General features: G+C 72.6%; 13 protein-coding genes. 4 read left to right on the top strand and 9 right to left on the bottom strand.

The features are described 5' to 3' along the window. Positions 1–90: 90 nt before the first annotated feature. From AB0E96_RS30830 to AB0E96_RS30815, 4 genes are all read right to left on the bottom strand, one after another. Positions 91–609 (bottom strand): VanZ family protein, encoded by a 519-nt coding sequence (locus AB0E96_RS30830; RefSeq protein WP_359829064.1) that lies wholly within the window; start codon positions 607–609, stop codon positions 91–93. A 197-nt stretch (positions 610–806) separates the two neighbouring features. Continuing rightward, positions 807–1,139 (bottom strand): hypothetical protein, encoded by a 333-nt coding sequence (locus tag AB0E96_RS30825; protein ID WP_359829063.1) that lies wholly within the window; start codon positions 1,137–1,139, stop codon positions 807–809. Further along, positions 1,136–2,680 carry a HAMP domain-containing sensor histidine kinase gene (locus tag AB0E96_RS30820; protein WP_359829062.1) on the bottom strand — a complete coding sequence of 515 codons (1,545 nt, stop codon included), beginning with the start codon at positions 2,678–2,680 and terminating at the stop codon, positions 1,136–1,138. Before AB0E96_RS30820 ends, AB0E96_RS30825 begins: the two co-directional genes overlap by 4 nt. A gap of 63 nt (positions 2,681–2,743) precedes the next feature. Continuing rightward, entirely contained in the window at positions 2,744–3,421 is a 678-nt protein-coding gene (locus AB0E96_RS30815; protein WP_030257458.1) for a response regulator transcription factor, read from the bottom strand. 380 nt (positions 3,422–3,801) lie between these two features. Between AB0E96_RS30815 and AB0E96_RS30810 the strand changes: the two genes are divergently transcribed. Then, positions 3,802–4,671, top strand: a complete 870-nt coding sequence (locus AB0E96_RS30810; RefSeq protein WP_359829066.1) for a SigE family RNA polymerase sigma factor — start codon at positions 3,802–3,804, stop codon at positions 4,669–4,671. A gap of 203 nt (positions 4,672–4,874) precedes the next feature. Here the strand turns inward: AB0E96_RS30810 and AB0E96_RS30805 are convergent, their stop codons facing one another. The 5 genes from AB0E96_RS30805 to deoC form a co-directional block, all read right to left on the bottom strand. Continuing rightward, a complete protein-coding gene (locus AB0E96_RS30805) occupies positions 4,875–5,498 on the bottom strand; it encodes an ATP-binding protein (RefSeq protein ID WP_359829065.1) in 624 nt (207 codons plus the stop codon). Between the two features lie 62 nt (positions 5,499–5,560). Then, positions 5,561–5,971 carry a hypothetical protein gene (locus tag AB0E96_RS30800; protein WP_359829061.1) on the bottom strand — a complete coding sequence of 137 codons (411 nt, stop codon included), beginning with the start codon at positions 5,969–5,971 and terminating at the stop codon, positions 5,561–5,563. A 212-nt stretch (positions 5,972–6,183) separates the two neighbouring features. Then, on the bottom strand, positions 6,184–7,086 hold the full coding sequence (locus AB0E96_RS30795; protein WP_359829060.1) for an aldehyde dehydrogenase family protein: 903 nt from the start codon (positions 7,084–7,086) through the stop codon (positions 6,184–6,186). Next, complete coding sequence (locus tag AB0E96_RS30790; protein WP_359829059.1) at positions 7,079–8,560, bottom strand: aldehyde dehydrogenase family protein; 1,482 nt, start codon at positions 8,558–8,560, stop codon at positions 7,079–7,081. The genes AB0E96_RS30795 and AB0E96_RS30790 overlap by 8 nt, the downstream gene beginning before the upstream one ends. 5 nt (positions 8,561–8,565) lie before the next feature. Then, positions 8,566–9,552 (bottom strand): deoxyribose-phosphate aldolase, encoded by a 987-nt coding sequence (gene deoC, locus AB0E96_RS30785; protein ID WP_359829058.1) that lies wholly within the window; start codon positions 9,550–9,552, stop codon positions 8,566–8,568. A 106-nt stretch (positions 9,553–9,658) separates the two neighbouring features. Here deoC and AB0E96_RS30780 point away from each other — a divergent pair, with 106 nt between their 5' ends. The 3 genes from AB0E96_RS30780 to AB0E96_RS30770 all read left to right on the top strand — a co-directional run bounded on the left by AB0E96_RS30780 (position 9,659) and on the right by AB0E96_RS30770 (position 12,212). Further along, the gene (locus tag AB0E96_RS30780) at positions 9,659–10,339 is read left to right on the top strand and encodes a PH domain-containing protein (protein WP_359829057.1); all 681 of its coding nucleotides are present in this window, start codon (positions 9,659–9,661) and stop codon (positions 10,337–10,339) included. A 599-nt stretch (positions 10,340–10,938) separates the two neighbouring features. Continuing rightward, entirely contained in the window at positions 10,939–11,337 is a 399-nt protein-coding gene (locus AB0E96_RS30775) for a tyrosinase cofactor (RefSeq protein ID WP_359829056.1), read from the top strand. Between the two features lie 47 nt (positions 11,338–11,384). Then, a complete protein-coding gene (locus AB0E96_RS30770; RefSeq protein WP_359829055.1) occupies positions 11,385–12,212 on the top strand; it encodes a tyrosinase family protein in 828 nt (275 codons plus the stop codon). Positions 12,213–12,346: the final 134 nt, after the last annotated feature.

Raw genomic sequence — 12,346 nt, 5'->3', positions numbered from 1 at the left:
ACCTGGACCATCGCCTCCGCAACCACATAGCACCGGAGGGGCTGTCCCAGCCGAGACAGCCCCTCCAGCAGCAAGATCTTCATCAGACTTCTAGGCGCGGCGGCGGGCGGCGGGTGCGACCGGGGCCACGGTGGCGACCGAGGTGACGGCCGCGACCGCGCCGACGGCGGTCACCGGCGGTGCGGAGCGCACCGCCGGCCGGGGCGCCCGCGGCCGCCGGTCCCGCAGCAGGTGCCGCAGGCCGGGGACGAGTGCGAGGTGGGCGACGGCCACGCCGACCACGGCGAGCAGGATGTGGTCCACGTTGAGGACGTGCCCGGGGGCCCAGGAGGAGAGGAACTCCAGCACGGTCGCCAGCATCGCGGAGACGCCGGTGGTGCGCAGGAAGGAGGGCAGCCAGCGGGCCCGGAGCCGGCCGCCGGCCAGCGGCAGCAGGATCCCGAGCGGGGCCAGCAGCAGGAGCTCGCCGACCACCTGCCAGCCGCTGGAGGAGCGGAGCGAGGCGAGCGGCGTCAGGTTGGCGTCGTACACCCAGGCGACCGGCAGTGGTCTCAGCACCAGCCAGAGCACCAGCGCCAGGTGGCCGGTGAGGCCCGCCAGTCCGGCCAACCGGAGGGGACGGTGGACGGCCGCCGCCGGGCTGCTCTCGGTCCCCGCGCCGGAACGCTCGTCGCGTGTCCTGGTGCCATCTCGCTGCACGGGAGGGAGGACGTGGACCGACTGCACGTCGGTTCCACACCGGGCGTGAACATTCCCAAACGCGCCCCCGAAGTCCCTTCCCGCCCCCTTCCCGCCCCTTCTCCGGCCTACTTGCAGGCCGAGGCCGTCGGCACCGCGCCGAACACGTTGTCCGGCGGAGGACTGCCCGGTGCCACCGGGGTGGGCGACGGGCTCGGGCTCACGGCCGCCTTGGTGCCGCGGGTCGGGGACACGGTCGGCGCCGGGCCCGGCGGGGTGACCAGGGCCGCCGGTATGTGCGGGGTGGTCGGGCAGGCCGTCCGGCTGGCGGGCGCGCCGGCGTCGACCGGTACGGCGGTCGGCCGGATGCCGCAGCCGGACGCCAGCGCGAGCAGCAACAGCACGCCGGCGCCGCGGCGCAGGACGGTGCGGGGGGAAGCGGTGTCGGTCGGGGTGCTCACGTGGCGTCCTTGTCCTCGGCGGCGTCGCCGGCGGGGCGGCCCTCGGCCTCGCCCGCGGACGGCGGAGGCGGCGGGGCCAGCGGCAGCGTCAGGGTGAACACCGCGCCGACCTCCCCGTTCGCCGCCGTGATCGTCCCCCCGTGTATCCGGGCGTTGGCCATCGCGATCGACAGGCCGAGACCGCTGCCCTCCGAGCGCGCCCGCCCCCGGTCCGCCTTGTAGAAGCGGTCGAAGACGTGCGGCAGCACGTCCTCCGGGATGCCCGGGCCGCTATCGGAGACCTCGATCACGACCGACTCCCCGTCCTGCCGGACCTTGACCCTCACCGGCGAGCCGCCGTGCTTCAGCGCGTTGCCGATCAGGTTCGCGAAGACCACGTCGAGCCGGCGCGGGTCGACCACGGCCAGGATGCCGCGCGGGGCGTCCAACTCGACCGCGTCGTACCAGGCCCGCCCGTCGATGCAGGACATGATCAGGTCGGCGATGTCCACCTCGTCGGCGACCAGCTTGGCGGTGCCCGCGTCGAAGCGGGTCACCTCCATCAGGTTCTCCACCAGGTCGGACAGCCGCCGGGTCTCGCTGACCACGAGCCGGACGGCCGGCTCGATCATCGGGTCCAGAGACTCGGCCTCGTCCTCCAGGATGTCCGTCACGGCGGTCATCGCGGTCAGCGGGGTGCGCAGCTCGTGCGACATGTCGGCGACGAAGCGCCGGCTCTGCGCCTCGCGCGCGCTCAGCTCCTCGACCTGCTCGTGCAGCGACTCCGCGGCCCGGTTGAAGGTCCGTGCCAGGTCGGCCAGTTCGTCCGAGCCCTCGACCTCCAGCCGGGTGTCCAGACGGCCCTCGCCGAGCCGCCGGGCGGCGTCCCCGAGCCGCTTGACCGGCCGCAGCACGGTCGCCGAGGCGGCCTGGGCGAGCAGCGCCGAGCCGATCAGCGCGAGCAGCGTGGCGATCGCCAGCGACCAGCCCAGCGTGTTGAGGTCGGCCCGCTCGTTCTCCAGCGACTTGAACATGTACGCCGTCGGGCCGTTCGGCACCACCTTGGTGCCGCCGATCACGAACGGCCGGCCCTCCAGGTTCTGCCGCTGCCAGTACAGGTGGTACGGGTACGGGTTGTTCTCGGTGACCTCGCGCGGCCGGGCGACGGTGGACTGCAGCGCGGTCGGGACGTCGGCCAGCGTGAAGTGCGTCGGGTCGGAGGAGGCCGGGCACTCCGGGTGCGCCGGGTCGACCACCACCACGTCGTACGTCAGCCCGGAGCTGGCCACGGTGGACGCCAGCCCGGCCAGCTCCTGGCAGGTCGCGTTCAGCGGCAGCTCGGAGACGTTGCGGGTGAGCGAGACGCGGAAGTCGTTCAGCGCGGTGTCCTGGGCGCGCTTGAGCACGGCGTCGCGGTTCAGCCAGTACGCGATGCCGGAGGCCGAGACGGCGGCGAGCAGCGCGACGGCCGCGAACACCGCGATCAGCCGCACCCGCAGGGAGCGCAGCCGACGCCACCGGCCCGTCGAGAACCGCCGGGCAGTCGTCTGATGGTCAGTCACAAGAGCCTGTCGTGGTACGGGAGTTCCAGGGGCGGGTGAGGGGCTGGTCGGGGGCGGGCGGGATCAGGCCGGCGGGTCCAGCCGGTAGCCCACCCCGCGCACGGTGCGGATCAGCGTCGGCGCGGACGGCACGTCCTCGACCTTGGCCCGCAGCCGCTGCACGCACGCGTCCACCAGGCGGGAGTCGCCGAGGTAGTCGTGCTCCCAGACCAGCCGCAGCAGCTGCTGGCGGGAGAGCGCCTGGCCGGGCCGGCGGCTGAGCTCCAGCAGCAGCCGCAGCTCGGTCGGGGTGAGCTGGAGGTCCTGCCCGTCCTTGGTGACGGTCATCGCCGCGCGGTCGATCACCACGCTGCCGTAGGCGGAGGAGTCCGAACTCTCCCGCTCGCCGCGGCGCAGCACCGCCCGGATCCGGGCGTCCAGCACCCGCGGCTGCACCGGTTTCACCACGTAGTCGTCCGCGCCCGACTCCAGGCCCACCACCACGTCGATGTCGTCCGAGCGGGCGGTCAGCAGGATGATCGGCAGCTGGTCGGTGCGCCGGATCCGGCGGCACACCTCGAAGCCGTCGATGCCGGGCAGCATCACGTCCAGCACGATCAGGTCGGGCCGCTGCTCCTTGAAGAGGCGCAGACCGTCCTCGCCGGAGGCGGCGGTGGCCACGCGGTGGCCCTGGCGGGTGAGGGCGAGTTCGAGGCCGGTCCGGATGGCGTCGTCGTCCTCGATCAGTAGGAGGAAAGGCACGGCCCCATTTTGGCCCACCGGCAGCGCCGAATCACCCCCCGGACCGCCCACCGCTCCCCCGGGAACCGGAACGCGTGCCACCGGCGTCCGGTACGGAGGGAGGCGGACCAGGACATTCGGCCCGCTCCTGTGACACCCCTGTGACAGTCGGCGGACAGCGCCATCACAACCGGCGGGCAGGATTTTCCATGTCGCCGCAGGACAGCGGGCCGCAAGGCCGGCTGAAGGGCGGCTACCGGAACCGCTCGTACCGACCCAGGGGGCGCACGATGAACGCCATGCTTCAGACCCGGACCAACCCGGCTGTCCGCACCGCGCGTTCGTCAGCCACGTCCCACCGGACCCGGTTCGAGGTCAGGACCGACGAGAACTCCGGTGCCGTGACCGTGCGGGGGTGCGCGCACAGCACCGGTGGAAACCCTGGCGCCCGTCGGGTGAGCGGCGGCGGCAGGACGGGGGAGTTGTACGGGATCGGCCGTCTGGGGAGTTCGGCCGACTCCGGCACCACCCTCACGCTGCGGGGAGTCCTCCCCGTCCGCGTCGAGGGCAAGGACGCCCCGGGCAACCGGGGGACCGGGGGGAACAGTCTGCGGACGTTCGGTTCGGGGGAGCCGGACAGCCGCGAGGCCGCCGGTGCGACGCTGCTGCGGCTGAACCCCGCGGCGGCCCGCACCACCGAGGCCGCACAGGGAGGCGCGCAGGGGGAGCACCCGGCCGTCGCGGAGGACCACATCACGGAGTTCACCGCGTACGTGCGCGAGCGCCGCGCCTCCCTGTACGCCACGGCCTACCACCTGACCGGTGACCGCTACGAGGCCGAGGACCTGCTGCAGAGCGCGCTCTTCAGCACCTACCGGGCCTGGGGCCGGATCACCGACAAGGCCGCGGTCGGCGGGTACCTCCGCCGCACCATGACCAACCTGCACATCTCCGCCTGGCGGCGCCGCAAGGTCAACGAGTACCCGACCGAGGAGCTGCCGGAGACGGCCGGCGACACCGACGCGATGGGCGGCACCGAGCTGCGCACCGTGCTCTGGCAGGCGCTGGCGAAGCTTCCGGAGAACCAGCGCACGATGCTGGTGCTGCGGTACTACGAGGGCAAGACCGACCCGGAGATCGCCGACGTGCTGGGGATCAGCGTCGGCACGGTCAAGAGCAGCATCTGGCGCGCCCTGCGCCGGCTGCGCGAGGACGAGCACCTGAACAAGTCCGGCGACACCGTCCGGGCGTTCGGCGAGCTGGTCGCGTAACGAGGACTCCCGTCGGGGGACGGGAAGCGGACGGTCACGGTCCGGGGGCAGCGGCTCGGGGGAGCACGCCCGTGGGGGAGCCGAGGACCGTTCGGGAAGGCGACGGCCCGGTGCGGGGGAGACGCACCGGGCTTTCGTCGTGCTCGGGGGCCGGACGCGAAGGCTCCGGCCGGGCCGGAGCGCGGGCTCCGGCGGCGCGGGGTTCAGGCCGCGGAGAGCTCCGTCGTCCGGGCCGCGGCGCGGATCCGCCGCTCGGCCTCCGGGCCGGCGCACGCGTACGAGCCGAGCGCGACCTGCCGGCCGACGATGGACCGCTCGGCCCGCATCAGCCGCAGGCCCCGGCGCAGCAGCACCGGCAGCGACTTGCGGCCCTCCCGGACGTCCCGGCGCAGCCGGCGCCAGGCCGTGGTGAGCGCGCCGTTGCGCAGGCACAGGGCGTCGCCGAGGAGGTCCTGGTCGGCGCACTCGGCGGCGATCTCGGCGGCGAAGATGCCCTCCGCTATGAACGCGCCCGCCCCGTCCAGCTCCAGGCCGCGGGTGCCGATGCGGCCGTTGTCCGGGATGGAGTACACCGGGACGTCCGTACGGCCGTGCTCGTACAGGGAGCGGATCGCGGCGACGGCCTGGTCGCGGTGCCACGCGAGCGGGGAGTCCCAGTCGACGGCGCCGTCCGGCAGCCGCGGCAGGGTCGGGTCGTCCCCGTCCTTGTAGAAGTCGTCGAGCTGGAGCACCGGAAGGCCGCTGCGCTCGGCGAGCGAGGACTTCCCCGACCCCGAGGGCCCGGAGAGCAGGATCACCCGGGCATGCCCGGTCGGTGCGGGGTTCATGGGGGAGTCACTCACGGGACACCAGTCTGACGCATCCCGGCCGGTTGCCGAAACCGGTCGGCTCACTCCTTCCTGGTCGCCTCCGGGTCGGTGAGGGCGGCGTGCAGCAGCGGGAGGTAGCGGCTGTCGACCTGGAGGTAGACCGGCTCGCCGCCGCCGGGCGGCCGGTACCCGGTGGCGGCCCAGTCCTGGCTGTGCCAGGTGTCGGGCTCGGGCTCGTGGAAGGTGCCTCCGGCGGGCAGGTCGAGGCGGCCGAGGGCGCGGGAGCCGAAGGCGGCCGTCGGGGCGCCCGGAGTGATGCGCAACTTCCCGTTGACGTAGGCGCGCTGCCAGCCGGGCCGGTCGGAGCGGGCCGAGCACGGCACCCGCACGGACTTGCCCGAGGCCAGCCGCCTGCGGGTGCGGGACACGTGCCACTTCCGGAGGAAGCCGTCCGCGAACAGCGGCATCAGCTCGGCGATCAACTCTCCCACGGCTCCCCCTCGTTCGTTCCCGGTACGGACGATTCTGGTCCGCGGGCGCCCGCGCCGGGACCGCCGAAGGTTGCCGCGCCCGGCGACGAAAGTCGACGGACCCGCGCCAGGGGGGGAGAGGCGCGGGTCCGTCCAATGACCGTCCGGGCCCTGGGGGGGTGAGGGCACTGGGGACGGCCAGTCTGTGGAGTTGTTACCCGGAGCGGCGGAGGTCAGATCCCCTTCGGGTGCCAGACCGTCTTCGTCTCCAGGAACGAGAGTAGCCGTTCCGTACCGGGCGCATTCGTCCAGTCCTGGGCGAACGGGTCCAGCTGCGGACGGACCACCCTCTTCAGGGTATCCGCGGCGGCGGCTTCCAGCGCCTTCGCCGCGCCGGGGCCGTCCTCGGCGATGGCCCCGGTGAGGTCCAGCGCGTTGACGTCCTGGTGCGAGGCCAGGGTGGGGGCGATGTCCGCCGTCCGGCCCGAGACGATGTTGACCACGCCGCCCGGGACGTCCGAGGTGGCCAGCACCTCGCCCAGCGACAGCGCGGGCAGCGGGGCGTCCGCGGCGGCCGCGACCACGACCGTGTTCCCGGTGGCGATCGCCGGGGCGATCACCGAGACCAGGCCGAGCAGCGAGTGCCCGTACCCGGCCTGCGGGGCGACGACCCCGACCACGCCGGTCGGCTCCGGGGTGGAGAGGTTGAAGTACGGCCCGGCGACCGGGTTGGCGCCGCCCGCGATCTGGGCGACCTTGTCGGTCCAGCCCGCGTACCAGACCCAGCGGTCGATCGCGGCGTCCACCAGGGCGGCGGCCTTCTTCGGGCCGATGCCCTCGGAGACGGACACCTCGGCGGCGAACTGCTCGCGCCGGCCCTGGAGCATCTCGGCGACCCGGTAGAGCACCTGGCCGCGGTTGTACGCGGTGGTGCCGGCCCAGCCCTTGACCGCCTTGCGGGCGGCCAGGACGGCGTCGCGGGTGTCCTTGCGGGTGCCCAGCGGGGCGTTGGCGAGCCACTCGCCCTTCGAGTCGGTCACTTCGTACACCCGCCCGCTCTCGGAGCGCGGGAACTTCCCGCCGACGTACAGCTTGTAGGTCTTGAAGACGTCAAGACGCGTGGCGACATCAGACATCGAGGTAGGCCTCCAGACCGTGGCGGCCACCCTCGCGGCCGTAGCCCGACTCCTTGTAGCCGCCGAACGGCGAGGTCGGGTCGAACTTGTTGAAGGTGTTGGCCCAGATCACGCCGGCCCGGAGCCGGTCCGCCATCCAGAGGATGCGCGAGCCCTTCTCCGTCCAGATGCCGGCGGAGAGGCCGTACGGGGTGTTGTTGGCCTTCTCGACCGCCTCGGCGGGGGTGCGGAAGGTCAGCACCGACAGCACCGGGCCGAAGATCTCCTCCTGGGCGATCCGGTGGGCCTGGCTCACGCCGGTGAACAGGGTCGGCTTGAACCAGAAGCCGGTGCCCGGGAGCTCGCAGGCCGGCGACCAGCGCTCGGCGCCCTCGGCCTCGCCGGCCTCGGTCAGCGCGGTGATCCGGGCCAGCTGCTCGGCCGAGTTGATGGCGCCGATGTCGGTGTTCTTGTCCAGCGGGTCGCCGACCCGCAGGGTGGCCATCCGGCGCTTCAGGGCGTCCAGCAGCTCGTCCTGGACGGACTCCTGGACCAGCAGGCGCGAACCCGCGCAGCAGACGTGGCCCTGGTTGAAGAAGATGCCGTTGACGATGCCCTCGACCGCCTGGTCGACCGGCGCGTCGTCGAAGACGATGTTCGCGGCCTTGCCGCCCAGCTCCAGCGAGAGCTTCTTGCGGGTGCCGGCCAGCTGCTTGGCGATGGCGCGGCCGACCGGGGTGGAGCCGGTGAAGGCGACCTTGTTGACGTCCGGGTGGCCGGTCAGCGCGGCGCCGGTGCGGCCGTCACCGGTGACGATGTTGACGACGCCCTTCGGCAGACCGGCCTGGCGGCAGATCTCGGCGAAGCGCAGCGCGGTCAGCGGGGTGGTCTCGGCCGGCTTCAGGACGACCGTGTTGCCGGTGGCCAGCGCGGGCGCGACCTTCCAGGCCAGCATCAGCAGCGGGAAGTTCCACGGGATGACCTGACCGGCCACGCCCAGCGGCTTCGGGTTCGCGCCGAAGCCGGCGTAGTCCAGCTTGTCGGCCCAGCCCGCGTAGTAGAAGAAGTGCGCGGCGACCAGCGGCAGGTCGACGTCGCGGGTCTCGCGGATCGGCTTGCCGTTGTCGATCGACTCCAGCACGGCCAGCTCGCGGCTGCGCTCCTGGATGATCCGGGCGATCCGGAACAGGTACTTGGCGCGCTCGCTGCCGGGCAGCGCCGACCAGTCGGCGAAGGCCCCGCGGGCGGCGGCGACCGCGCGGTCCACGTCCTCCTCGGTGCCCTGGGCGAACTCGGCGAGCACCTGCTCGGTGGCCGGGTTGACCGTCTTCAGGGCCTCGTTGCCGGAGGAGTCGACGAACTCGCCGCCGATGAAGTGGCCGTAGGAGGTGGCGATGTCGCCCGCCGCGGCGGGGGACTCCGGCGCCGGGGCGTAGGCGAAGAGGCCGCCGGCGGGCTTGGCCGCGGGCTCCTCGGTGTTCTTCTTCTTGGCCATGGTGATCAGTCCACCGTCACGTAGTCGGGGCCGGAGTAGCGGCCGGTGGCCAGCTTCTGGCGCTGCATCAGCAGGTCGTTGAGCAGGCTGGAGGCGCCGAAGCGGAACCAGTGCGGGGTCAGCCAGTCGTCGCCGAGGGTCTCGTTGACCATCACCAGGTACTTCATGGCGTCCTTGGTGGTGCGGATGCCGCCGGCGGGCTTGACGCCGACCTGGACGCCGGTGGCCGCGCGGAAGTCGCGGACCGCCTCCAGCATCAGCAGGGTGACCGGCGGGGTCGCGTTGACGGCGACCTTTCCGGTGGAGGTCTTGATGAAGTCGGCGCCGGCCAGCATCGCCAGCCAGGAGACCCGGCGGACGTTGTCGTAGGTCTGCAGCTCGCCGGTCTCGAAGATCACCTTGAGGTGGGCGGAGCTGCCGTCCGGGCGCTTGCACGCCTCCTTGACGGCCACGATCTCGTTGTGGACGTCGAGGTAGCGGCCGGAGAGGAAGGCGCCGCGGTCGATCACCATGTCGATCTCGTCGGCGCCCGCGGCCACCGCGTCGGCGGTGTCGGCGAGCTTGACCGGGAGCGCGGCGCGGCCGGCCGGGAAGGCGGTGGCCACCGAGGCGACCTGGATGCCGGTGCCCTCCAGGGCGGCCTTCGCGGTGGCGACCATGTCCGGGTAGACGCAGATGGCGGCGACGCGGGGGGTGGTCGGGTCGGTCGGGTCGGGGGTCCTGCCCTTGGCGCACAGCGCGCGCACCTTGCCGACCGTGTCCGCGCCCTCCAGCGTGGTCAGGTCGATCATCGAGATCGCCAGGTCGATGGCGCACGCCTTCGCCGTGGTCTTGATCGAGCGGGTACCGAGAGCGGCGGCACGCGCCTCCAGGCCGACCTGGTCGACGCCGGGCAGGCCGTGCAGGAAACGGCGGAGCGAGGCCTCGGACGCCGCAACGTCCTGGAGGCCGCTGCCCGCAACGCCGAGGGCATTGGCTGCAACAGTGGACATAGTCACCAGAGCAGCATATCTACGCGCGTAGTGGGCCGCCAGGGCGCCTGCCATTCGTGGCCGGACCGAGACCTCCGGACGAGGGGCATGGGGCAGAATCGACGCCATGACCGATTCCGACGACAAGCCCCACCGGAACCCCGCCGACCCCGACGGGGACGCCGAGTACGCGGACCGTGTGTACCGCTCCGTCCCCGGCGCGATCTCCGGAGTGCTGCTGCTGGTCGTCGCGGCCTGGCTGATCGGCGACGCGGTGCTGAGCGGCACCGGGAAGACCCCGTACGTCTCGCTCGCCGCGGTGCCGGTGTTCGCCTTCCCGGTGATCGCGTACACGCTGCGCCCGGTGGTGCGGGCGGGCCGCGACAGGCTGGTGGTGCGCAACCCCTGGAGGACCGTCGTCGCGCCGTGGGCCTCGGTGGAGGCGCTGCGCGCGGGGTACTCGGTCGAACTGCTCGCGGGCGGGAAGAAGTACCAGGTCTGGGCGGTGCCGGTGTCGCTGCGCCAGCGCAAGCGGGCCACCCGGGCGCAGCGCCCCAGCGCCGCCGAGCACGCCTCCCGGACCGGCCTCGGGCTGGGGATGGCCAAGCGGACCAACCCGGTCGTCCAAGGCTCGCCCGACCCCACCCGCGCCTGGTCCGACCAGGTCACCGCAGTCCTCCAGGAGATGGCCGAGCGCAACGCCTCCCGCCCCGCCGCGGCCGGCCCGGTCGAGGCCCGCTGGTGCTGGTGGGTCATCGCCCCCACCCTGCTCGGCCTCGTCGCCCTGATCACGGTGATCGCGGTCTGAGCCGGAGGCGCGCCCCGGGCGCCCCGACCGCCGCACTTCGCCCCGCCGGATCGTGTCCGGCGGGGCGAAGTGCTGTCCGGGCGACGTGCTGTCCGGATCGGGTCGGTCCGGGCGCGGGGGCCGCCGCCCGTGGCGACGAACCCGGACATCGGGGACTCCGGGTGGGCGAGTGGGGCGAATCCCCGGGGCGGGGCGCGGGCGAAGGGCCGGGCGCCGCCTGCCGCATCCCGCCATGTTCCGGGTGTGAGCCGCGTCGCCGGGAGCGCGCCGTGCGGGAAGGTCTGCGGGGAGGGCGGGGCGGTTCCGGAAGATCTTTCGAAAGATCGCCTGCGAGCGGTTGGAAGGTGAAACTTCCTCGCGGCTGATGATGAGCATTCGACAAATGGGCTGACCGGAAAATCGCACAACCCTCTTCGCGTTCGTCATGCGCCCGTTACGAACCGCCCACATCCCTTGAAAGTATGGCTGCGAGGCGGATTGACCATGGAATTGCCTTCCATGGCGGGGGTTTTGGGTCTGTTTGCCAATCCGACCTCGTGAAGAAACGTTTCTTTCATGTGGGTGCCTCGTTTCTTCGAGGCGCCGGAGGGGGTTTCACCATGTCCGAAATCAACGACACCGCGCAGCTGACCCGGCGACGGATGCTCCAGGGCGCGGCCCTGGCGCTCACCGCCGCCGTCGGCACGGGCGTGCTGGCCGTCGCGGGGCCGACCAGCAAGCCCGCCACCGCCTCCGACCTGGGGGAGAACGACCACTTCGACGAGCTCTTCCAGGGCCGGCGCATCCAGGGGCAGCCGAGTGCCCACGGCGGCCACCACGGCGGCGTCGGGTACACGGTGCTGATCGACGGCCAGGAGCTGCACATGATGCGCAACGTCGACGGCACCTGGATCAGCGTCATCAACCACTACCAGACCTTCCCCACCCCGCGCGCGCTCGCCCGCGCGGCCGTCAAGGACCTCCAGGGCGCCACGCTCGTACCGATCTCCGTCGCCTGAACCGGACCCACCGCACGTCCGGACCACCCGCCCACCGAGGAGGAACCATGGCAGTCCGCAAGAACCAGGCGAACCTGACGGCCCAGGAGAAGCGCGCCTTCGTCGACGCCGTGCTGGAGCTCAAGCGGCTCGGCCGCTACGACGGCTACGTCGACTCGCACAACTACTTCATCATCAACGACAGCGACACCGGGGAGCGGGTCGGGCACCGCTCCCCGTCCTTCCTGCCCTGGCACCGCCAGTTCCTGCTGCAGTTCGAGCGGGACCTGCAGAGCGTCGACCCGAACGTCACGCTCCCGTACTGGGACTGGACCGTCGACCGGTCGGCGACCTCGTCGATCTGGGGCGCGGACTTCCTGGGCGGCAACGGCCGCAGCGGCGACAACCAGGTGACCACCGGCCCGTTCGCGTACAGCACCGGGAAGTGGACGCTGAACGTGCGCCCCGACAGCCGCGACTACCTGCGCCGCGCGCTCGGCACCGCGGTCTCCGCGCTGCCCACCCGGGCCGAGGTGGAGAGCGTGCTCGCCATGACCGTCTACGACGCCGCCCCGTGGAACAGCTCCTCGGACGGCTTCCGCAACAACCTGGAAGGCTGGCGCGGCCCCAACCTGCACAACCGGGTGCACGTGTGGATCGGCGGCCAGATGAACTCCGGGATGTCCCCGAACGACCCGGCGTTCTGGCTGCACCACTGCTTCATCGACAAGCTGTGGGCGGAGTGGCAGCGCCGCAACCCCGCCTCGGGCTACCTGCCCGCGGCGGCCACCGCCAACGTGGTCGACCTCGGCAGGACGATGAAGCCCTGGAACACCACCACGCCGGCCCAGCTGCTGGACCACACCGCGCTCTACACCTACGACACCGGCTTCTGATCCGCCCCGGTGCGGCCCCGGCGGAGTGCCGCCCGACGCCCCAGGCACCGAAGGCGGCCGTAGCCGCCGCCATGCATGGCGGCTATGCGCAGGTCAGCGGTGCCGGACACGCCCAGAAGCAGAACGAGCAGCAG

This window comes from Kitasatospora sp. NPDC036755, from assembly GCF_040636595.1.
Taxonomy (GTDB): domain Bacteria; phylum Actinomycetota; class Actinomycetes; order Streptomycetales; family Streptomycetaceae; genus Kitasatospora.
The sequence above is the reverse complement of the archived record's forward strand: the minus strand, read 5'-3'. Positions and strand labels throughout refer to the sequence as shown.

Excerpts from the sequence above, each read along its gene's own strand:
- deoC (WP_359829058.1), bottom strand. The coding sequence starts at position 9,552 with ATGTCCACTGTTGCAGCCAATGCCCTCGGCGTTGCGGGCAGCGGCCTC.
- AB0E96_RS30790 (WP_359829059.1), bottom strand. The coding sequence starts at position 8,560 with ATGGCCAAGAAGAAGAACACCGAGGAGCCCGCGGCCAAGCCCGCCGGC.
- AB0E96_RS30805 (WP_359829065.1), bottom strand. The coding sequence starts at position 5,498 with ATGAACCCCGCACCGACCGGGCATGCCCGGGTGATCCTGCTCTCCGGG.
- AB0E96_RS30770 (WP_359829055.1), top strand. The coding sequence starts at position 11,385 with ATGGCAGTCCGCAAGAACCAGGCGAACCTGACGGCCCAGGAGAAGCGC.
- AB0E96_RS30780 (WP_359829057.1), top strand. The coding sequence starts at position 9,659 with ATGACCGATTCCGACGACAAGCCCCACCGGAACCCCGCCGACCCCGAC.
- AB0E96_RS30775 (WP_359829056.1), top strand. The coding sequence starts at position 10,939 with ATGTCCGAAATCAACGACACCGCGCAGCTGACCCGGCGACGGATGCTC.
- AB0E96_RS30795 (WP_359829060.1), bottom strand. The coding sequence starts at position 7,086 with ATGTCTGATGTCGCCACGCGTCTTGACGTCTTCAAGACCTACAAGCTG.